The sequence below is a fragment of the Paenibacillus sp. J31P190 genome (genome assembly GCF_059692075.1).
In genome coordinates this window covers 135,696-157,869 of record NZ_JCAUAS010000008.1, presented here as the reverse complement: position 1 = coordinate 157,869, position 22,174 = coordinate 135,696, and the positions used below count along the sequence as shown (strand labels likewise).

Sequence of the window (22,174 nt, the reverse complement as noted above, 5' to 3'; positions counted from 1 at the left end):
CTTTTCTAAGGATTAAGGCTATTCAAACGCCAAAAGGGCAGGTCAACTGTTCATTTGACCTGCCCTTTCATTATCCAATGCTCATTCTCCGATTTGTTGAACAACAAACTGTTCCAAACCCGTTTCTGCAGAAAGGTATACAGCCTCCAGTGCAGCTATGACGCCTCGCGCATACGCTGGAGAGCAGCTGGTTTCCGAATGGTCTCGTATGGCCGTGAGCAAGTCGGAATACTGCAATTCGAATGGAGCGGCCGTGTTTAATATTTCCAACTTCTCATACTGACCGCCCCGACTTATCCATAAGCTTTCACCGGTTACTAGTTTCAGCATACCACCCGTAAAAATGATCTCCGTTTCATTGCGGGATGCCCCTAAGTAACCCGATTGAACAATCGTCGCAGGAATCCCTGACGTAAGTTCCAGATAAATCATGCCGCTGCCTTCCACATTGCCCCTGCTTCCATGATAACTCACAGATGATCTTAATTTACGGACAGTACGATCTGTCAGCCACTGAATTTTATCGATAGAGTGCGTACCCAAATTGGCGAGAATGCCACCGCCTGATTTCTCTTTTTCGAGAAACCACTGTGGACGCGTGTCTTGGAAGTAATTCGTATGTCTGACATCATGAATCATGACGAGCTTTCCTAGTTCTTCACTTTGAATGATCCTTTTGGCCTCTATATTTTCAGCAATATAGTGCTGAGTATGTCCGACCAAAATGCGAATATCCGCTTTACGTCCAGCTTGGATAATCTCATCGCATTCCGATACGGACAAAGCCATAGGTTTCTCAAGCATCAAATGACATCCGTGTTCCGCTGCAAACACAGCTGACTCTATATGCAAATAGTGAGGCAATGCAATGACCACCACGTCCGGTCTTTCCTGTTTGATCATTTCCCGGTAATCGCTATAAGCCTTTATATCAAAGAGCTGGGCGATTTCATTCGCTTTATCGAGATTGATATCTACAACCGCGCAAGCTGCAAATCCTGTCGTTGCTCGGATAGCATTAAAATGTTCTTTGGCTATAATACCCGCACCAAGCACCGCTACCCTTAATTCTGCTTTTTGCATGGCCGTTTCATCCTTTCCCGATTCTACAAATATACCTCTAAACCAGATTCACGACTTTCATTAGCCGCTTCCAAGAATCGCATGATCTGCAGCGTCTCTTCCATGTCGATATCAGGCGTTCCTGTTACAAACATGCTCATAATTTTCTCCATTAAGCTGGCATAATACGGTTTCGGATGTCGATACACATCGATAAACTGTGTTTTGGTTTCCCTATGCAGCAGTGCGCCAAATTCTGAGTTGCCTTTGCGATTGCCGCGAATCGTACCGATGATGCCATTTTCCCAGACGCCGGTAATGAGATCATGCTCATCCGTTGTAACAGCCGAAACCTTCACACAACCTTTACCCAGTGTTTTAAAAAGCATCTCAACCGTATGCACGCCATACCAGTATAGCCCCGGTTGTGTGGCTTGCATAGCTAGCGGACCATAACAATCCATGCCGATAATGCTGCCGCTTTCAGATTCCAGTAATGCCTCGGTCATTGCTTCAGCATAACGAAGGGAAGAACAGCTCATCATCGGTATACTATGAAGCTGCGCAAGTTCCACGATTGCCTTCGCATCGGTAGATGAAAGAGCCATGGGTTTATCGATGAAAATTGGTTTGCGATATGCAGCGATGCGACGAAAAAGCTCGAGATGAACCCGCCCATCGACCGACACCATCAGAATAGCATCGCAAGCATCAGCCACTTCCTCAGGCGTCTCGACGATTCTCACGCCATACTTGTCACGAACCTGCTCCGTAAACCCTGCAACTCGCGAATAACTCATCTCAAAATCGTCTGAACCTCCAGGAAAAGCAACTGTTACTTCCCCGCCAGGTACATGATAAGCATGGTTCTTATCGTTTAGCAATTGCGTAAAAACGGGAGCATGCGATGAATCGAGACCAATAATACCAATTCGAATCGGTTTCCCAGCCATCATCTGTAAATCCTCCCATCCATAATCAATCTGCTAACCATTCGGATAAATGCTTCTTAACAAATTCATCGTCGTTCAAATTCGGATAATCCCGATAGACACGGTCAATTTCCTCCATTTGTCCGTTAGACAGCTCTTCTTCGGGATTTAAACACCAACGCCCTTCCAGAAGACCTTGTCTCCTAAGCACCTCATGAATCCCGGCTATACATCCTGCAAACCCATTCGCTGTATCAAAAAATGCCGCATTGGAATCCGTAACTTCGATATTGCGCGTCAACCAGTGGGAACTTAGACTTTCATCGTTTCGTACAAGTTTAATAGCCTCCAAAAGTTCAACAGCCTTTTGCGTCCAAACGGACCAATGCCCCAACAAACCGCCCACTATTTTTTTCTCAACCTTGTTTCCATTCACGACAAAATGGTAAGTGGTCAGCAAATCATTCACAATATTATCGTCATTGCCTGTGTACAAAGCAATTTCATCTCTCCGCTCGGAATTACATACGGCACGCACGACATCGATCGTTTGATAGCGGTTAAACGGGGCCATTTTGATACCAGCCACACCAGAGATATTCGCGAACTCTTTCCAGAAATCGTAGCTTAATACTCTTCCACCGACGGAAGGCTGCAGATAAAAGCCGAATACTGGAATGATCTCCGCGATTTTGGCAATTCGCTTCAATAAATCCTTCTCTGTGAAGCTTTGAAGTCCTCCCATGCTGACTAAACCGAGATCATATCCGAGACCCGCTGCTGTTTCTGCTTCGTATACGGCTTGTTCTGTTGGACCGCAAATACCAGCTATTTGAAGGAAGGACTTGGTTAGCTTTGCATTCTTTACTTCTTCGGATGCTAATCTCAACACCTTTTCGAAAAGATTATGCTCCTTGTCCCTGATCTCAAACTGTGTCGTATGCACAGCAACTGCGATGCCGCCAGCACCCGAAGCCATGTAATAACGTGTCAGAGCTCTTTGCCTGCGTTCATCCAGCTCTCTTGCAGCATTTAAAGCCAGAGGATGTGCGGGAATGACCAATCCCTCATGCAGCGCCTTGTTTTTTTCCTCGCTAAGTGGTTTTATTAGGCACATTTTTAATATTTCCCCTCCCTCTCTTGAAAATGGGTTGGTTTATTCCAAGTATGACCATCGGCCAAACACCACTCAGCGGTCCATTCAATCATTTGCTGCATGGAAACCTGAGGATAACCGAACAGCTGGTGAGCTTTTGCTGAATTGCTCAATAAAGCCGTTGGTGATTCTTCTCCAACAAAGATAGGTTCCACACCAAATCTTTGGCCAAACATATTTGCCGCCCAACGCATCGATAAAGTTTCAGGACCGGATACATTCAGGAATGTAGGAGGGGAACTGGCTATATTCAAGGAACGAATTGCCATTTCATTCGCATCGCCTTGCCAGATACAGTTCACATTTCCCATGGTGATGTTGATAGGTTTTCCTGCTTTAACCGATTTAGCTATTTCCAAAAGCACGCCATAGCGCAAATCCACCGCATAATTCAGTCTGAAAATGGTTAATGGCGTATTATACTTACGGGAAAAATGCTCAAAAATCCGCTCACGTCCCAAACAAGATTGACCATATTCACCAATCGGACCTGTCGCCGTATCTTCTGTAGCTCCTCCATGAGCAACGGGTGTGAATGGGTACACATTCCCTGTAGAAAAAGCGACAATACGAGAGTTTTTATATTTTTCTGCAACACGTCCTGGGAGGTAAGCGTTCATTGCCCATGTAAAATGCTCATTCCCCATTGTGCCAAATTTATTTCCCGCCATATAAATAACATTCTTCACATCAGGCAGCTGCTGAAGCTGTTGATCGTTCAATAAATCAACGGAAATCGTTTCAACACCGTCTGCCTCCAGCTCCTGTTTTAATCCTTCAGAAGAGAACCGCGAAGCGCCAATCACCTTTTTATTTACACCGGCTTCTTTGATAGCGTTCATGGCTAACCTAGCCAGACTAGGTCCCATCTTACCGCCGATACCAAGTAACAGAATATCCCCATCGAGTGCAGCAATATCATTGATTAAAGCGGACGAAGGCTGAGCTAGCTTTGTTTCTAAGTCATGGATTGTTTTCATATCGTTCTCCTCTCGATTTTCAAGTCTACATCCTTATTTTAAAGAGCCGATACATTAAAAGACAAGTCTTTTAAATGTCTATATATAAACAGAGGGTTTGGACAAATCCCTTCCATCTCACCTTAGCTCTTCATACTTTCATCCAGGAACGCAAACTCGAAAATTTGCCGTGGGCGGCCTTTCGGCATTTTCTCCATACCGCTAGTCCGGACTAAACCTGTATCCGACCATTCCAACAGCAGTCGATGGGTACTTCTAACGGTAATATTGAGCAGCAAAGCTAGTTCCTGAACGTTATACTCTTTCTTGCCGGTACGGGCATAGGTTACAAGTAGCCTGCTTAAGTAGGAAGAGGTCATATTGGCGTTCTCTGCTTTTTTAATGAAGTCAGGATTCACCAATTCCATATCTTTCACCTGGCCATCCACCATTTCCAAAGGTCCGAGTATGCCTCTGTCTTCTCTAACAATAAAGCAGGAGTTGCCGCTTGCCTCCTTGGATTTCCGCAAGGCTGATCTCGCATTCGAACCCGCTTCATTGGCCGTTCTGCCAAATCCAACACCGATACTTAACGTTAACTGATAGGATTTATAGATTTCTGATGCCAGAGGAACTCTTTTGTATCCAGCCGTTTCTTGTTCAAATATCCCCCTGGTTGTAAAAAATAAATATTCGTCTCCTCCCAGATGCGTAAGATGACCTCGTAAAGAATCCACATAATCCAGCAAAATTCGGTGAATATTGAGCTTCAGCTTTTGAATTTCATGCTCCGAATTATGGCGATCGACGATTTTACCAAAACCATCCACATTGATCAGACCCACAACGATCTGTGATTCCTTACTTTTCCTCGCATCCGTCGATAGAAGCGCTCTCTCCAGAGCAACAACGATGTCCTGTGTGGTTGGGACCATCCATTCATTGGGGATACCTCTATCATTTAATTCAGCTGATATTGAATTGATTCCAGTGAGCGCTCCCGAGGCTAAACCTTTGTTAAAACAATCTTGATGGAACTCCAATAGTTGTTCTCTTGTCGGGTTGCTGGCCTCATCATAGCAAATGATTTTCAAATCTTGTTCATCGATTTCTTCCAAAAATCGTTTTACCATGATCGGAGTTACTGTATCTACACTAATTGCGTTTCCAATGTTTAAAATACCATTTGCTTTTACAAGCTTTTTTTGGATGTTGTAAAAAGCCTTATATAATCCAGTTTCGTTATATCGTACATAATGAACAGGTACAACCGATTTCACTTTCTCCAGAACTTTCCGGTAAGGGACAGGACCGCATAATAACAAGACTTCCACTTCATTCTTTAATTCATCTGATAAATCTGGCGTTTCCAATTCATTCTTTGAATATCTGACAACGGGTTCAAACGTAGGGAAATTTTTGATGACTTTTAGTATCTTAGACACCATTTCCTTAGGTCCGACAATGCCAATCTTTACCCCAGCACTCGTATCGTTCTGACCTATTATTTTTCCTAAAGTATCAATGGGAAATCCCTCGCTTTATTTTCAATTGTTTCAAAATATGTTGGTATACATTGTGCTCTCTATCACCGGTAGGTATGACTCTAAATTAGAGTCTAGAGCCTTTGAGCTGCATTGAGATTGCTGGATGAATGTATCCATATTCAAGGGTGAATCATGTTGTAGAAAGTGCAACAATTGCTGCCTTAAACTCGCCTCTTACCCTTCGTTGTTGTATTATGTACAACAATTTGGTCCCATACAGGCCATTTCGAAACAATTGGGTTCAAAATGTTGTACAAATTGCAATTTCACGCTGCAAAATAGCCCTTTGACGTGTGAATTGTTGCAGAAAATGCAACATTGATAACCACTTTACCCCATCTACGAGCCCAATCGCTGCTAACCCGACTTAATAAGGCTTCTACAACATTATTTAAAAGTGAGTAAGGATTCACGATTAACCCAAAACGACCTTGCGCGAAAGCTCTGAGCGCAAGGCCGAAGGATGATCTGAATCGAATTGCCAAGGCAAGAGCGGATCCACATCACAGTAATTTATCAGAATACTGCGCAAACTCAAGTTAAATATAACGCAGATAAGCCTCTGCCTTCAAGCTAGGTAACGTTGCCGTATGAGTTAGGCAGATTACATGTCTTTCCCGAATACTTTCACTACGTAAAAGCTGGGTAGCCCTTTGGATATCGGTCACAACAATGCGTAAGTACCTGATCCCTGTTTCATGAAATTCATCCATGCCCATTTCTTGTCCCGTTTGTCTTTGAGAAGCTACCGCTTTCCAATGGCTATCATCGGATGAAACTTCGACTTGATATTCATACTCTGTATTATCACTTTCCCAATAGATCTTACAGCCATCCAACTCGTAGAACCCTTCAAGATCTACCTTCCACCACACCGGCAGGTCATTATTTCCAGCACTCCAACGCTCGCTCCACCGATCAGCAAGGACATTGCTTGTTGCTTGACTAGCGCTGCATCCAGGAAGCTCTGAACTGGCTGTCGCCGGTTTATTGATCGCAACATCTGTCCAGTGTTCCCAATATCTTGATGATGGCGGCGAAAAGAAAGGAATCTGATCTACCTCATACTCCGGTTTTCGATCAGGTGGGATTTGTAATTTCCCTGGTACAAATGCATCAGAGATGGGCTTCGAAATGATTTCTACGGTCGCCGATTTCAAACCATCTGACTCCGCAAGCAGTGTGATTAGGCCTGGTTCCTTCGTCGCACGAATTAATACCCCGATGGCACCCGCTTCTGCTTCTACGGGATTAGCCCCCACTCTACTGTCTCCATCACCGACAATTTCTGCCGGCCCCGTCAACTGGAATGCTATCTTATTGTAGGCATCCGGAACAACGGTTCCATTGGCATCTCTTACATAAACATGGACCATGATTAAATCAGATCCATCCGCTTTAAGATCAATACCGCAGTCATCCACAGATAATGTTAAATAATCCGGAGTCCCCGGCGTCATGACGGCATGCGTTGCTACGATAACATCGTCAACAATAGCTTCAGCCATTAATTTTCCCGGCTCCCATTCAACCCCCTCGAATATGAAAGGTGCATGCGGCATACTGCCATAGCTTGCATCTGGTTTCTTAACACCGAGAAGCCTTCCGTTCAGATAGAGCCTGATTCTTTCACAGTTGCAATAAATCGTAATATCCCTAGTTGATGCCGATGTCCAATCATTAGCAATGAAAACCATTGGCGTTGTACGAATACCCGATATTTGTAAATGAGGTTCACTTTGGCTTTGAAATAAATAATAGCTATATTTGGGTAAACGATATAAATCCAGTGCACCACAAGCAGCTATATTATCGTAATATCCCCTGTTCGTATCAATACCGGTCCACAGCGCTCCGCCGCTAAGTCCTTTTGTAGCTAGGATGTTATTTAATATGTCGGTACGCTCTTTCGAAGACTGCAGCATGCCAGACTCGCCGCCTGGGTAGAAATCTCTTGTTCCTCTTGAACATCTGAGATGCGTATGCCTTGGACCCGCCTGCTCCAAATAATGGTCCCCCCATTCTCTGATGAAAGATCCCTGATTTTCACGAAGTGCTGCTCCGTAAACAACATCATAGTCGATGGCAGCAATTCTATAATTGTCACAGGCTGCATAGCATTGATCACCTGGATATTCGGCATGTGTGACCTCTAGAGCTGTTCGTGTATATTGTTCACTATAATCGGTTTCGTTCAAGATAGGCTCCCATAATACGACACTAGGGCGATTCCTATGATATCGAATCATTTCGCGAATATCTTGATAGGATCTTTCTTTAAACGTATCGTTATCTCTGAACCACTGCCATCCAGGAGTCGGAATAATACACATCAGGCCTAATTCGTCACAGGCGTCCATGAAAGCCGGAGATTGTGGATAGTGTCCAGTACGAATGATCGTAAATCCGCCTTCTCTAAGCTTGATCGCATCTCTTCTATGCAATGAATCTGATAGGGCATCTCCCACATATACATATTCCTGATGTCGATTGGCGCCAATTAATTTCATTAATGTCCCGTTGATATGAAAGCCTTCACCATCAAAACGGATGTGCCGAATACCTATTTTTGTTTCAAAGGCATCTACAACTACATCGCTATCATAAACAACCGTGTATACAGTATATAGGTGGGGATGTTCCGGGTGCCAAAGCTTGGGATCTGACACTGTAACGCTCTGAGTAAACGTATGATCCTTCTGTTGATCAATGTTGTGTAAACTGGATGATACCTTACTAACAACTTCATTATTATTATCTACAATATAATGTGATACTGAGCAAGCCTTAGGGATGTCATATTCATTACTAATATGTGTTTGTATATTTACTTGGGCTTTAAGTGAACTTACATCCGAGTAAGTGATGAACAAGCCGCCACCTGCTTGTTGATTCGCATAAATAGCATCTGTGATATGCAATTTATCCGTCGTATGCAGCCATACATTCCGATAAAGTCCGCCATAATAGCAGAAATCCAATTCACCCTGAGGTTTACCTGGTGGAACATCCGGCATATCGGAGTTGTCCAGCTTAACCACAATAACATGATCCGTTTCTCCATCTGCCGTAACATAATCCGTAATATCTATTGTAAATGGCAGGTAACCGCCGTAATGTGTCAAAAGATGTTTCCCGTTCAACCATACATCAGCTGAGTGCTTCGCACCTTCGAATTCTACAAATACTTTTTGACCTTTATAAGCCTTATCGACATAAAAGTGTCTCCGATACCAGGAGATACCCAGATAGTTCAAGCCTCCACTACAGTGGGCCGGTTCTACCCTCACAGTGTGAGGAAGGTGCACAATCTCCCAAGCTGAGTCATCAAAATTAGCCGCTTCTGAACCTGGTGTATCCCCCCGAAAAAAACGCCAATCCTGATTAAAACTTAATTTATTGCGATGAACACCTTTTTTAAGTACTTGGATGATACCCAATTCATCTATTGTATTCATGCCATACTCCTCTCAGCTTACCTGTCTATAAGCTTATATTAATTGAGCAGCGATATTAAAGACAAGTCTTTAAAAAGTCCTTATATGTGTTGAGGAAACATACGAATCCATGACAAGTAAGCGCGAAAAAAGCGCTTTCAGCGAGAGCAAGACGAGCCGACAAAGCCTGAGAAGGCGGAAATCGACTTCTCAGGAGATGGTTTTGCGCCAAGAGGGCTGTCCTTTAAGATCTATTGACCTTATGGGACAGCCCCTCGTAACCCTTACACTTGTTTATTTTTATATTGCGTAGGCGTAAATCCTGTGTGGCTCTTGAACAATTTACAGAAATACCGGTAGTCGGAGATACCGACAGCTCCGGATACCTCGTAAATTTTCATCGTCGTCCGTTCCAACAGTTCGCTTGCCTTTTCCATACGAACTCGGTTCAAATAATCCGAGAAGTTCTCGCCGACCTCCTGTTTGAACATCTGACCTGCGTAAGAGGGGTGCAATTGAACAAGCTTAGCAAGCTCTGCCACCTGCACATCTTCTTTGTAATGGTCGCGAATATAGCGAATCATCAGTTGTACTTCCTTGCGCATTGATGCTGACGGATGAATGCGATTGTTCATCCATTCGTTTACGGCGTGAATCATTTTTTCCCACCATGTGCAGTAATCCGCCCACGTTTCCAATCGATCGATTCCATTTAATCGTTCCACAACCGAGGCTGGAATCTTAACGAGCCCGGGGTGAAACATTTGTCGTGTCATCCGCAGCAGATCCTCTGGATGAACCGGTGGATTATAAAGCTTTGTTATGACAGACACGCTTTCCTGGAACGCTTCGGCATCCTCCCGCAGCATCGCTTTTACCACAGCTGCAATCCACTCACGGATCTGCTCTTCATCGAATCGCCGGAATGTTGTAGCATATTTGCTTACAATAGACGAATCCGACTTATAGAAATAAGCTGCTAGTCCATCTAGTCCTTCGCGTAACCCGTCGGCAATCTGCTTTACCGTCAAAGGTTGCTTGCCTAGTTCCCGTACCGGGCCGACATGAATAAAGCTCTTAACCGGGGCGAAATCTCTTAAAGCTTCCAGTGCTGCCAAAGCCAGCTGGTTCATCTTGAAGCTTTCCAGAAGCTGTCTGGATCCGATCAACAGGCACAATCGGCTTCGCCGTATCGGCAGCGTCACCATCTGGTTGCCTTCACCGAGTATGCGCTGGTCCAATCTCTGCTCCAATACTTCGCCTACTTGTCTTTGGAGCTGAACAAGCACTTCCTCCGTTAGCTCAGCTTGCTCGGATCCCGCAGGGACGCTCCAGCCAATGGTCAATCCCGCCAAATAGCTGGCTTGGGCAACCCCTTCGAACCACTCTTCAGGAATCGTTCGGCCATGAATACTTCCATCATCGTCCACCAACCGCCCTGTCCACTGGCGCTTCTTCGTCCATTCCTTTTCCCATTCCAACTTACGGCGCATCTCCAGCTTTTGATCCACATCCATCTCCTGCTCAATCTCTTCAGCCACCTTGCGGCAAGCATCGAGAATTTGCTCAGGCGTCTGCGCCAGTTTGATCAAATAGTTATCCACACCCAGCTCGATCGCTTGGCGTGCGTATTCGAACTCGCCATAAGCCGTCAGGATCACAATTCGGATTCGCGGCCACCTCTTGCGTACATATGCGGCTAGCTCTAATCCGCTCATATTCGGCATCGTAATATCCGTTAACAGCAGATGCGGCATATCCCGTTCTATCATTCGGATCGCTTCTTCCGCTCCCGATGCAGCTCCCATAAACGTAAACCCTGCATCCGACCAAGGAATCCGTTCGGAAAAGCGTTCACGTACCCATTGTTCGTCATCCACCATCAGCAGCTTCAGCATGGCACTTTCCCCTTCCGCTACATTTATTTCTCTCGAAGCTCTCCTATCGGTAGACGAATCGTCACCGTTAGCCCCTCATCCGGCTCATTATGAAAATGCAGACCATACGGATAACCAAATGTCATGCTAAGCCGTTCTTGCACATTGCGCAGCCCCAGATTGTTCAAACCTTTATAAGGATTTGGCGTCCCCGTCTCTTCCGTCAGCAAGGCAAGCTTCTCAGGATCAATCCCTGGTCCCGTATCCGAAACCTCAAGCCATACACTATCAGTCTCCGTATTTTTCCCCGAGATAATAATATGATTAACCTCTTTTTTAGTGAGCCCATAGAAAATACTGTTCTCCACCAATGTAATTAACGTTAGCTTCGGGATTGCCGTGTTAAAGTAGATCTCAGGAACGGCAATGTCCATTTCGAATACATCCCCATACCTGAGGTTCATAATCTGAACATAGTTTTCCAATTGCCGAAGTTCATCCTCAACGGTCACAATATCTCCGACCTTGTCTGTTGAATATTGCAGGAGCCCCATCAGCGAGCGAATCATTTCACACATTTCATCCGTTTGCCCGGTTTCTCCCAAGCAATAAATGGCATTAAGTGTATTGTTAAGAAAATGGGGGTGAATTTGCGATTGCAGCACCTTCAGTTCATGATGCCGCTTCTTTTCCTCCGCTATCCGCAAGTCATCAAACAAAGACTTAATATTACCCATCATGCTGTTGAAACCGTCGGCAATATGCGTGAATTCATCGTTGCGCTTCAGTTTGATCCGAGCTTCCAATTCGCCGCGCGCAGCCGCCTTGAATTGTCGGGTTATCGCTGTCACGGGCTTTCGGATGTAGTTCGTAATCCATACAGAAACAATAACTGCAAGAATAATTGCGATTAGCAGCACTACAACCAGCTGTTTCTTAAGCGAATCCAACAAAGGAAACGCCTGCGACTCCTCGATCACAGAGAAAACAAACCAGTCCCAGCGATTTTGATTACTGCTAAGCACCATATAGCTTCCAAAAGTGGTGTGAACGGTGTTGTAAGCCGTCCCGCTCTTCTGGGTTAATGCTTGCAAGGCATCCTTCATTTGCAAATGATCCTGAAACGTCTTCGGATAGGCGAGATACGTGTTTGTCGACAAATAATCGCCTTGGCCCGTAAACAGATAAATTCGCCGCTGTTCGCCTTGAATGATTTGCGGACCAGTTAGCGCATTCAAATTCAAATCTAGCGCAACGACGCGGTTATTGTCGATTTGCTTGGAAACTGTAATAACGGAGCGTTCATTGATTGAATGAGGTGGACTCCACCAGAAGCCTGTTTTGCTTGTCTGAGTCTTTATTTCCTCGATCCGCTCCGGAGTGATATAAAATCGATATCCGTAGGGAGAGCTAATCTTCACTTTGTCATATTCAATCAGATAAATACTATGTATCTGTTCTTGGTGGTAAGTCATGATATTATCGATTAGCTCCATATAGTCGGCTTCATCCATTTTATTGTATAGAACCGGATTGGAGAGAAAGATCAGTTGACTTTGTATAGAATTCATTAAAGTTTTGATATAATTCTCAACCTGTACGACGGAGCCTTGCAGCACTTCTTCATTGTTCTGCCTGATCGGCTCGAAAAGCCGCTGGTATCCGAAAATGCCGATCACCAAGAAAAGTACGATTACGGACAAAAAAGTAAGGATAAACAGCTTGGTGCTGACGCTGGAAGTGAAGCTTTTTCCTGTAATCCGACGAATCATGCAAGATCGCTCCCCTATCCTATGAGGATACAGCAAAGCCCCCGATATCGAGGGCTTGTGACTTTTTAAATATTATAGCATGGTCAATACTTCTTTGTACCTAAATCTTTCCTGTTTACTCATGTGCGCTCACCATTACCCCTTAACGGAGCCTAACAATGCACCTTTGACAAAATATTTTTGCAGGAACGGATAGATGATCAGGAGCGGTAATGTCGCTACAACAACTACAGCCATCTTGATCGTTTCCGGAGGCAGCGCGTCTAAAGCCAATGAATTAATCGACAGTTCAGAGCTGACATTCGGCGCTTGAATCATGCTTCTCAGCACGACCTGCATGGGCATAAGCGTTTTGTCGGAAATATAAAAGATACCTTTGAAATATTCGTTCCAATGCGTAACTCCGTAGAACAAACCAATCGTAGCCATAATGGGCGCCGATAGTGGAAGAACAATGCGAAATAGTGTCTGTATATCTCCGCAACCGTCCACCTTCGCTGCCTCCTCTACTTCAGCTGGGAGGTTTTCAAAGTACGTTTTGACAATCAATAAGTTAAACGTGGAGACCATTCCTGGAATAACGAGCGCCCAGACCGAATCGTACAATCCAAGACTGCGAACCATAATGTAAAGTGGAATGATTCCTCCGCTAAAAATCATCGTGAAAACGAGCGCCATCAAGATAAAATTACGGCCTGGAACTGACTTCTTGGATAGCGGGTACGCCAACAGCGTAGTGACTACAAGATTCAAAGTCGTGCCTACAACCGTGATGAATACGGTAATTTTCAACGCTTGGGGAATACGCGCGCTTCCGAATATTTCTTTATAAGCTTGAAAAGTTAAATGCTCGGGCCAAATTACGAAACCGCCATTCCTCATGACTTCTATATAAGGAGTCAACGAAACGACAACGACATAGTAAAGCGGAAACAAGGTGACGAGGGCAAACAAGGTCAGAACGGTATTTATAGCCGCATCAGCAACCTTATCCCCTTTTGATTTTTGGAGTACGAATGACATCGTAAACCCCCTCCTTTTCCAAAATGCAATCTACCATATGCCGGAACCTCCGACTTTCTTGGCCAGCTTGTTTGCACCTATAACCAAAATGAGCCCTACCAAGGATTTGAACACACCCATAGCTGCTGCAACGCCAAACTCCAGACGCTCAAAGCCATATCGATAAACCCATGTATCCACAATATCCCCGACATCATACACCCGGGCATTCAAGAAGATGAAAACCTGATCGAAGCCTGCATCCAGTATGCCGCCGATTCTAATAATCAACATGAGCACGAATACATCACGGATACCAGGCAGCGTTATATGCCAGAGCTGACGCCAACGTCCTGCACCATCCACGACGGCAGCTTCATAAAGTTCCTGGTTGATGGATGCCAAAGCCGCCAAATAGATGATGGCTCCGAATCCGGTATTTTTCCAAATTTCTGATAGTACCAGCATCGGTCTAAAGAAATCCTTGTTCGTCAATAAATCAATTTGTCCCCAACCCATATCGCGTACAAACGTACTAATCAATCCGGAGCCCGGAGCAAGGAAAGAAAAAGCTAATCCATATACGATGACCCAGGATAGAAAATAAGGCCCGTAAGTAATCGTTTGCACCGCTCTCTTAAACCAAAGTACCCTGACCTCATTCAGCATAAGAGCAAGGATAACATCAGGCACCATGTTGCCCACAATTTTGTAAACACTGATTAACAGCGTGTTTCTCATAATTTGATAAAATTCAGGATTATCGAAAATAACTCGAAAATTATCGAAGCCGACCCAAGGACTCCCCCAGATCCCCTTCATTAAGTTATAGTTCTGAAAAGCAATCAAGGTTCCCATCATAGGAGCATAATGAAACAGAATATAATAGACCAGTCCGGGTATCATCATGATGTAGAACCATCTGCTGTGGTATATGCTTCGTAGTTTACCTTGCCTCACAGGGCGTGCAGCTGTAGGTTTCTCTTTCAATGCAGTTGTGGTTTCCGCCATCGCCATATCCTCCTAGCCGTATCTCTGTTGGAAGGCAGAAGGAACCCATGAACAACCCAGGGTTCCCCTCGATGCCTCGACACGTTTATTTAAAATCGTTTAGTTTCTTATCTTTCATAACGGAGTTCAATTGTTTGGTATACTCGGTGAAAATTTCTCTTCCTTTGAACTTGGTCATCAGTTCTTCACGGTATTGCGGCCAATTTTTACCGCTCTTGTCTTCAAGCACTGCTTTGGCATGGAATTTGCTCATTTCTTTGCGGAAATCCCCGATGTTGATGCCTGCAGGAGGAACTAAGCTTACTGGTGGCAATGCATTATGTTTCGGGAAGCCTTCAACCGTTTTCAGAATCGCACGGTCATGCTCGGAAACACGGGAATCAATCAGTTCAAATCCGAGTACATTAGGATCTTCCGGTGTAAATGCAGCATACACATTCAACCAGTTGCCTGCTTTGGCGACATCAGCTTCGAAAGCTGCTACATTTAAAGTAATCTTGTTGCCAGATTTCGTGTAGTGCTTACCTTCTTGTCCGAAGTGGGTCAGCAAGAAGCCTTCTTCACCTTCAAGCCAGTTGACGATTTCCAAGGAACGCTTCACTTTGTCCGGACTCTTATCGGCTGTAGCTTTGCTTATCAAGAACGTGTCAGTAGGAACGTTGTATTTCCACATGATCGGTTTGTCGAGCGGGTAAATAGGCTGCCAATTGGCTTTTGGATCAAGAGCTTTCGTACGATTTTGTACGCTTGTAGCCACACTGTCCAGCGCCACTGTTTTGTCGCCAGCCGTGAAGAACATTCCGACTCTGCCTTGAGAAGCTTTATCAAAATGAGCTGGCGGCTTGTTCAGGAACCAGTCCGGATCTACGATTCCAGCTTTGTTCCATTCCACCACTTGATCGATAACACCTTGTACTTTAAGATCCGTACGATTGTCTACATAGCTGTTGTCGACGATCATGAAGTCAGCTACAAAGCCGTTATTCAACCATTGCGGGAAGTCGAAAGGAAGATTTTGCCCCATGCCTGCTGCCGTAAAGCCATAAGTATCCTGCTTTCCGTTGCCATCCGGGTCAGCTTTCGTGAACTGGGTTAATACGTTGGTCAGTTCCTCGTAATTTTTGGGAGACTTCAACCCCAGCTTATCGAGCCAGTCTTGTCGAATATACCAGGAAGCATAGGTGTTACGTGAGAAAGGCACCATGCCGCGAGTGAACTCACCCTGCTTGAGTTGGAAAGCATCTACTTCTTCTTTCGTTACCCACTTGAAGTAATTAGGCATCGTTTCTTTCGTAACGAATGTGCTCAGGTTAGCGGAAATTCCATCGTTAATGTACTTCTGGGACTCGGCACCGCCCGCGATGAATAGATCAGGAGCGCTTCCGCCTGCCAAAGTAGCATTCAACTTGTCATGATATTCTTTACCAGTCACCATATAATCGATTTTCAAGTCCACGTTAAATTTCTCTTCAATTACTTTTTTGACGAAATCTTTGTCTGCGGAAGGCAGTGTCACATTCCCGAGATTTCCATTCATGACGGACCAGTTAAGCGACAGCTTGGCTGGTTTAGCGTTTCCAGTTGCTTTTGGAGTTTCTGTTGTTGTTGCTTTGTTGTCCGAGCATGCTGTAAGCGCAAACATTGTAGCAAGTCCTAGCACTACCAATTTTTTCATTTGATATACACCCTCCTGTTTATATACTGGCCGTAAACATTTACCCCCTGTAAAAGCTAAATGATGACGTTTACTTGACTTCATTATAGGTCCGCCGAACTAGCGAAACTAGCAGACGATTTCAAGAAATAGTGGTCATAATACAGAAATGACGTTTTAATTTACACAAAAAAAATGCAGCCCTATGGACCGCACTCTGATTAACGTTCCTGATAAATTGTAATACGCTTTGTCATTTCTTGCCATCATTCGTTTCCATTTTCCGAGTTATTCGTTAGCATTACAATGATAGCCTATTTCCCTACCCCTTTATTCATCACTGAAAATGCGATCAACTCATCCTTATCAGGGTCGATATCAACATAGCCGACATAGTAATAGTTACAGAAGATTAAGTCAAAACAAAACTTTCTGGATACATCGACATGATTAATAATGAGAGGACGTTTAAACAAAACCGTATACCTATCTACACTCTTTCCAGGAGTTATCGTTTTTTCTAGAAGTATAGTTCTAGATCCTTGAGCTTCGCTTAATTCATTTTTGCTGGGATCACCTGGTAGAGAAGCCGATTGAGATGTAGTAAATCCTATTATTTTAATTGGCGCATTATGAACAAAGGGTTCTATCCTTTGCTTGATTCTTAAATTAGGGATTTGGTGGTGAATTTCTACCAGTGAGAAGACGATTGTTGATAATAGAAATACAATACCTACACCTTTTTCAAGTGTAATTCTTTTGGCAAATAGGAAGATATGCAGGCATGAAAGCACTATACATGCTATGGTTACCACATAAAATTGCATGGCTGTCATGCTATATTGATAGGGCGCGACAACGATATAACTCAAAATGAGTACGATAATGAGGCTGATGATTCTAAAACCTTTTCTCAAAGCTTAACCTCCGATTTCTCAATTCCTTATTCTCCCTTTAAATTATATTTGTTCCAGAATATCATTGTTGCACAAAAAAAAGCTAGCCTGTTAAGGTTAGCTTTTTGACTGCTGACTTAGCCACATGTCGTATTCTAGAAGCATAGGACGAAAGCGCGAGAACCCATTCTCGAACATGGACCGATATTGCGTGTGTCTCAGTGGGTCAGGCACGTAATCTTGTGACTCTAGTTCCGGAAGAGCAAGTATGGCCTCCTCGAACGAAGTATACACACCAGAACCGACCCCCGCCATTAAAGCTGCGCCAAGCAGTGTCGCTTCCGGCAAATTCGGATGCTGGAGCTCGATGCCGGAGACGTCTGCTTTTATTTGCAGCCAGTGTTTATTCTTGGCACCTCCACCGACAACAATTAGTTTATTGATGGGCTCTCTCCCTACTTTTTCAGCTTCCTGCCTCAGCCATTCCATCTGGTACGCGTTTCCTTCCAATATGGCCTTGAACATATCGCCTCGACTATGACGCGTAGTAAGGCCAATCCAGCCAGCCTTTGCCAAGGCATTCGGAGAGGGTGCACCGCAACCTGACAAATAAGGGTAGTACAGGATACCTGTCGGAGTAAGGGCTACCTGATCCAACATATCTAGAATTTCGGAATAGGATAAATCTCCTTTATCCAAAAGATCCCGCAGCCATTCCACTGAACCCCCGGAGGCTGAGTGACCGCCCATCCAGAACATTTGACCCGGCAGTGGATGGCGTCCGAAGGCAAGACCGGAATGGTAATCGGCTTCTCCAAGCGTCCTAATGCCGAAGTGCCCCACCAACGTTTCCGCAGTGCCCATGGAATTATAGACACGCCCGACCTCTGACTGACCAATTGTCAAGGAAGCACATACATGATCGTGGCCGGCAAGACAAACGGCTGTTTCAACTCCTAAACCTAGCCTCCGACTAACTTCAGGCAGCACGGTTCCTATGGAAGTTCCCGTTGCAACTACAGTTGGAAAATGACTTTCTTTAAGTCCAAAATGCTGGATTAACGGCAGATTCCACGCCTGCTTATCCATGCGATACACGAATGTTCGGGCAGCAAGTGTTTCCTCTTCCGCAAACCTTCCTGTAAGTAAATAAGCGACAAAGGAGGAAACGGATAGCCAAACGGTGCCTTCAAGCGCCTCGGGCTGCGTTTCCTGTATCCAAAGCAGCTTCGACAGCCCTTGCTTAAAAGACGGATGGAGTCCGCTTTGGCAAAACTGCTCGTAAGCGTCAATTTCACTTTTTATCCGCGCCTCATACGGTAAGGCACACGTCTCAAACCAAGGAATAATCATCGTCTTGGCTGCGCCCGTTTGGCGATCAACAAGCAGCCCGCTTTCAGCCATACTAGTTATGCCCACTGAACGAATAGTTGTAACGCGTGCTCCTGTTACCACTTCGTTGATAAGATCAACCACGGCGTTCCACAGATGCTGCGGATCATAGTAAACATACCCCTGTGCATGCTGGTGCTTCCGGTTAGCCCTAATTGCTGTAGCCAGCAGTTTTCCATTTTCATCAGCTATCCCTGCTTTAATGTTCGTTGTACCTATATCCAGAGCTAAAAACAATGTAGCCACCTCATCCTGAGAAAGTTCCCGCAGTCACAATCCGATGGTAGGAGCACCCTAGCTCCATACTTACAACACTTAGTCCCGCTTCGAGTCCTTGCAAATCGCCTTCCAAATGAAGCTTCATCTCTTCTCCTCCTCACAAGTGCGTAATATGGATTCACTGTTCGTTTCAATATCAAGCTGAAGCTGGAGTGGGTGCGTTTGGCGATAGGGCCGCTCCGAATCCAGCCAAATACGCAAGCGTTCCACATCCTTATCGAGCAATTGTCCACTAAGTGTCCGCAGCTGCTGTAAGGCTTGCTTCGCAAGAAGAGATCGGCCGTCGCGCACATACTGAATCAACACTTCATAACCCAGTCTGCTGCCACACCTGGCTAGCGCTCTGGCAATAACCAATTCGAGCATAGCTCTCCGTTCCAGAAAATAATCGGATTGCGGAGCTGATGAGCTCATTTGCGAATGTAAATAGGGAATTCGATGCAGCTGTTCCAGAACAGGAATAGCGCCTCGGTCTCCCAACCGCTCTGCTCCTTGGCTGATAGCATCCACATAGTAATAGAGCCCAAGCCACGTATCTGTAAAGTCTTCTTCCCTTGGCCGCATGAGTTCAACCACCCGCTGCCATACAGCTATGCTGCGTGAATCTCTTGTCTGCCCGAGGGAATATAGCAAGTAAACGACATCTGGCATCGCGCCATGATCTGGCGGGAGCTGGACATACATCATATCCGCAGTCCGGCGAGGAAGCTCAGTGCCTATCAGCTGTTCCATGATCCTTTCGATCAGTACAGGAACGGCGGATTGGCTTCCAAGCATCGCCAACGCTTGCGCTAGTCTGATTTGCTTCGCCCCCGAAGCCAACTCAAGCGCTTCCGCCAGATATGGTACGATTCTCTGACCTAGAGAGCATATTTCCACAAAGGGAATGGGTCCCTTATAAATTTCATTCATTCTCATATTGGCATATTCATAGAGCGGTTGCTCCGATTCAATCTGATCCACCAATCCTCTTAACGCCTCTTCCGAATAATGAATAGGAGCAAGACGTCTAGTTCGAACCGCTTCAGGTAATATCCCTTCTCGAATCAAGCGATCCTGCAGCTCGTGAATCCCAATATCCCTTGGTGTGACACCTGAACGAACGGCTAGTACGGCTGCAAGTGCAGCTACTCCGCCTAGATTCTCTAAATCAGACTGCATGCGAATAGCAGGAAGCGCATCATGTGTAGCTGATATGGCTTTTCCGGCAACCAACAAACCTTCAATGGCTTTGGGCAGCAGCAGGCGGTAAGGGATTTCAATTTCTAAATTAGGGGGGATAAGTCCGATATTTATCCAGTCTGCGCCACTAACCCCTTTGACGTCATGATTGCTAAAATGAATATTAACGACGTCCGGCCAGCTGCGCTGCAAAAGCTGGTCCGATAGCTGCATAACGGTTTCACCTATAATGTGCCGGCTTTCCCGCGTAGCGACATAGATGCCATGATCGTGCAATTGCGGATCGCCTCTTCTGCGGCCAGCCATAATGGCACGCGTATAGTCCAAGATATCCGTTATATCCACCATGCTTGTAAAATTGTTTTGAATCTTATCTGGTGTTTTATATTGGGCGAGGGAGTACCACATCACTGTATGGTCCTTGGCAGAGCCGTACACAAACTCCGCACCTGCAAAAGCAGCCACATCCCCATCCCCTGTTGCATCAATAACGACCTCAGCATATATCGCAGCAGGTCCCCAGCGTGTGGCTACTTGAACGCCGCATACCCGGTTCTCTTTCATTAATGCGCCATATGTGAACGCATTAAACAGCAAATCGACGCCTTGACGAACGGCTTCCTGCTGCAAAGCGAACATTTTGGCTTCGATGTTCCATTTATGTCCCTTATAGCCGATTTCCTGCTGTACGGCTAACACAGCCTCATGAATCCGAGAAGCGAAGCCTTCTCTTCTACCAAACCAATAGCTATCTACCCCGCCTAGTGTTCCAGTTCCGCCAAGTCCTGGATTCATATCCACGAGGAGCGTGTTGACGCCTTCCCCTGCTGCTGTGATAGATGCACAGGCTCCGCTTGAGCCGCCGCCGATGACGAGCACATCTACCTTCTTGAGCGTAGGAGTAGAAGTAGGAGCTTCTATCTTTTTCCGTGTACTTGGTGTGAATACTTGCTTACTAGATGTCCACTTTCCAAGTAATTCATTAGCCAGCTGCATACCTGCTTTAACTGCTGTTATTGGATCTAGACATACAGGCAGCTGCTTACACAAGCTATAAATGCCAGACATCCCATCCGCTGTCTGCTGCGTATCGATCGCCAGCGTACCGCGATTGCCTAGTTGCATCTCCGCACCGCTGAGCGGAAAAGGACCGTGAAGCTCGAAGGACGACCCGCAAAGCACCGCTTTTCGGAATGCAGGAACGTGCTTTACCAAATAAGCCGCTAACGCCATGCCGCTCCTACGCGCTTCCAGTTCACGTTCACCCGCCGCTGCGATCTCATTGGCACTCGCTAATTCCAACCAATACTCAATATAGCGATGCTGCTTTCCGCGATAACCCTCCATTAGTCGGACTTGGCCGCCCAATAGTCCCAAATCGTCAGGAACCGCATACGTCGTAAGGTCTTTAGCAGCTTCATCCGGCCACTCAACGCCGGTAAATTCCAATGTCCTTGCAAACGCTGCCTTTTCATTGGATGCTAAATCAACCAACGGTTCACCACAAAGACGTGAGACTATCGCGGTTTCCGTTGTATCAATCAGCTTACTGCAGCGGATGAATTGGCTGCCCGTTTTATTAGCAATCACGATGCCTTCCAGACCTGATTCCTGATCATTACTTACAATGGCAACCGGAAGCGATGCATAGATGAGCTCAATACCATACGCCATTAGTTTATCTTCCAGTGACCGCTTAAGCTGGTCTGGTAGCAGCGGAATATGAGCCATGTCAGCAGCATCTGCTTGTGCAGCAGATTGCTCCACGACAAATTGAATCAGCTCAGGCCATTTCCCATCCACACGCGAAGAAAGGTCAAGCCACGGACGAAGAGAGGCGGTTATTTCCCGCCCCAAATAAGTCCGTGGCTCAATGATCATGACCTGTTGTCCAGCCTTGGCCAATTCGACCGCGCATGCAATGCCAGCCAAAGAACCCCCGATGATAACAACATCTTTGTTAGCTAATACGGGAATTCCCGCTTCCCATTGGGGCGTCTTGTCCATGTCATCTCT

14 protein-coding genes are annotated in these 22,174 nt (G+C 45.5%); all 14 read right to left on the bottom strand.

The window, feature by feature from the left end:
- Positions 1–81: 81 nt before the first annotated feature.
- Positions 82–1,083: a Gfo/Idh/MocA family protein gene (locus tag AC58U0_RS16575; RefSeq protein ID WP_497380087.1), complete on the bottom strand. Its 1,002-nt coding sequence runs from the start codon at positions 1,081–1,083 to the stop codon at positions 82–84.
- Positions 1,084–1,106: 23 nt separating this feature from the next.
- Positions 1,107–2,018 (bottom strand): Gfo/Idh/MocA family protein, encoded by a 912-nt coding sequence (locus tag AC58U0_RS16570; RefSeq protein ID WP_497380086.1) that lies wholly within the window; start codon positions 2,016–2,018, stop codon positions 1,107–1,109.
- Positions 2,019–2,040: 22 nt separating this feature from the next.
- Positions 2,041–3,111 (bottom strand): dihydrodipicolinate synthase family protein, encoded by a 1,071-nt coding sequence (locus AC58U0_RS16565; RefSeq protein ID WP_497380085.1) that lies wholly within the window; start codon positions 3,109–3,111, stop codon positions 2,041–2,043.
- A gap of 2 nt (positions 3,112–3,113) precedes the next feature.
- A complete protein-coding gene (locus tag AC58U0_RS16560; protein WP_497380084.1) occupies positions 3,114–4,130 on the bottom strand; it encodes an NAD-dependent epimerase/dehydratase family protein in 1,017 nt (338 codons plus the stop codon).
- 122 nt (positions 4,131–4,252) lie between these two features.
- Positions 4,253–5,557 (bottom strand): GTP cyclohydrolase IIa, encoded by a 1,305-nt coding sequence (locus AC58U0_RS16555; protein WP_497380083.1) that lies wholly within the window; start codon positions 5,555–5,557, stop codon positions 4,253–4,255.
- A 638-nt stretch (positions 5,558–6,195) separates the two neighbouring features.
- Positions 6,196–9,114, bottom strand: coding sequence for a glycoside hydrolase family 2 TIM barrel-domain containing protein (locus tag AC58U0_RS16550; RefSeq protein WP_497380082.1), 2,919 nt, complete (start codon positions 9,112–9,114; stop codon positions 6,196–6,198).
- A 263-nt stretch (positions 9,115–9,377) separates the two neighbouring features.
- Complete coding sequence (locus AC58U0_RS16545; protein WP_497380081.1) at positions 9,378–10,991, bottom strand: response regulator transcription factor; 1,614 nt, start codon at positions 10,989–10,991, stop codon at positions 9,378–9,380.
- A 23-nt stretch (positions 10,992–11,014) separates the two neighbouring features.
- Positions 11,015–12,742 (bottom strand): sensor histidine kinase, encoded by a 1,728-nt coding sequence (locus AC58U0_RS16540; protein ID WP_497380080.1) that lies wholly within the window; start codon positions 12,740–12,742, stop codon positions 11,015–11,017.
- 135 nt (positions 12,743–12,877) lie between these two features.
- Positions 12,878–13,765 carry a carbohydrate ABC transporter permease gene (locus AC58U0_RS16535; RefSeq protein WP_497380078.1) on the bottom strand — a complete coding sequence of 296 codons (888 nt, stop codon included), beginning with the start codon at positions 13,763–13,765 and terminating at the stop codon, positions 12,878–12,880.
- Positions 13,766–13,795: 30 nt separating this feature from the next.
- Positions 13,796–14,755 carry an ABC transporter permease gene (locus tag AC58U0_RS16530; RefSeq protein ID WP_497380077.1) on the bottom strand — a complete coding sequence of 320 codons (960 nt, stop codon included), beginning with the start codon at positions 14,753–14,755 and terminating at the stop codon, positions 13,796–13,798.
- Positions 14,756–14,840: 85 nt separating this feature from the next.
- A complete protein-coding gene (locus tag AC58U0_RS16525) occupies positions 14,841–16,430 on the bottom strand; it encodes a hypothetical protein (protein ID WP_497380076.1) in 1,590 nt (529 codons plus the stop codon).
- Positions 16,431–16,723: 293 nt separating this feature from the next.
- Positions 16,724–17,326, bottom strand: a complete 603-nt coding sequence (locus tag AC58U0_RS16520) for a hypothetical protein (protein WP_497380075.1) — start codon at positions 17,324–17,326, stop codon at positions 16,724–16,726.
- 96 nt (positions 17,327–17,422) lie between these two features.
- Positions 17,423–18,934, bottom strand: a complete 1,512-nt coding sequence (locus AC58U0_RS16515) for an FGGY-family carbohydrate kinase (RefSeq protein WP_497380074.1) — start codon at positions 18,932–18,934, stop codon at positions 17,423–17,425.
- A gap of 123 nt (positions 18,935–19,057) precedes the next feature.
- Positions 19,058–22,165, bottom strand: a complete 3,108-nt coding sequence (locus tag AC58U0_RS16510; RefSeq protein WP_497380073.1) for an FAD-dependent oxidoreductase — start codon at positions 22,163–22,165, stop codon at positions 19,058–19,060.
- Between the last annotated feature and the right edge of the window lie 9 nt (positions 22,166–22,174).

Excerpts from the sequence above, each read along its gene's own strand:
- AC58U0_RS16575 (WP_497380087.1), bottom strand. The coding sequence starts at position 1,083 with ATGCAAAAAGCAGAATTAAGGGTAGCGGTGCTTGGTGCGGGTATTATA.
- AC58U0_RS16570 (WP_497380086.1), bottom strand. The coding sequence starts at position 2,018 with ATGATGGCTGGGAAACCGATTCGAATTGGTATTATTGGTCTCGATTCA.
- AC58U0_RS16565 (WP_497380085.1), bottom strand. The coding sequence starts at position 3,111 with ATGTGCCTAATAAAACCACTTAGCGAGGAAAAAAACAAGGCGCTGCAT.
- AC58U0_RS16560 (WP_497380084.1), bottom strand. The coding sequence starts at position 4,130 with ATGAAAACAATCCATGACTTAGAAACAAAGCTAGCTCAGCCTTCGTCC.
- AC58U0_RS16555 (WP_497380083.1), bottom strand. The coding sequence starts at position 5,557 with ATGGTGTCTAAGATACTAAAAGTCATCAAAAATTTCCCTACGTTTGAA.
- AC58U0_RS16550 (WP_497380082.1), bottom strand. The coding sequence starts at position 9,114 with ATGAATACAATAGATGAATTGGGTATCATCCAAGTACTTAAAAAAGGT.
- AC58U0_RS16545 (WP_497380081.1), bottom strand. The coding sequence starts at position 10,991 with ATGCTGAAGCTGCTGATGGTGGATGACGAACAATGGGTACGTGAACGC.
- AC58U0_RS16540 (WP_497380080.1), bottom strand. The coding sequence starts at position 12,742 with ATGATTCGTCGGATTACAGGAAAAAGCTTCACTTCCAGCGTCAGCACC.
- AC58U0_RS16535 (WP_497380078.1), bottom strand. The coding sequence starts at position 13,765 with ATGTCATTCGTACTCCAAAAATCAAAAGGGGATAAGGTTGCTGATGCG.
- AC58U0_RS16530 (WP_497380077.1), bottom strand. The coding sequence starts at position 14,755 with ATGGCGGAAACCACAACTGCATTGAAAGAGAAACCTACAGCTGCACGC.
- AC58U0_RS16525 (WP_497380076.1), bottom strand. The coding sequence starts at position 16,430 with ATGAAAAAATTGGTAGTGCTAGGACTTGCTACAATGTTTGCGCTTACA.
- AC58U0_RS16510 (WP_497380073.1), bottom strand. The coding sequence starts at position 22,165 with ATGGACAAGACGCCCCAATGGGAAGCGGGAATTCCCGTATTAGCTAAC.